General features: G+C 39.2%; 1 protein-coding gene. It reads left to right on the forward strand.

Annotation, left to right across the window (positions count from 1 at the left end; genetic code table 11):
- A partial coding sequence (locus H5079_RS18265) for a transposase (protein ID WP_182684631.1) occupies nt 1-278 on the forward strand: 278 nt, incomplete at both ends.

Genomic DNA, 278 nt, shown 5'->3' on the forward strand with positions numbered 1-278 from the left:
TTTTTAAAGCAGTCAAAAACAAAGTTAAATCAATTGCAACGCCAGCTTGCACGCCGAACTAAAGGTTCAAATCGCTGGCAAAAAACCAAACAACGCATCAACAAATTACACGGCAAAATCTCACGGCAAAGGCTCGACTTTGCACACAAAATTTCACGCCAGATAACCAATGAAAATGACATTTTAGTGTTCGAAGATTTAAACGTAAAAGGGATGCAAAAGTTCAATGGCAGCATGGTTGCCGACAATGTGATGGGCTTAATTACTCAGCTTTCAAA

It is taken from the genome of Pseudoalteromonas sp. SG44-5 (genome assembly GCF_014164175.1).
Taxonomy (GTDB): Bacteria; Pseudomonadota; Gammaproteobacteria; order Enterobacterales; family Alteromonadaceae; genus Pseudoalteromonas; species Pseudoalteromonas nigrifaciens.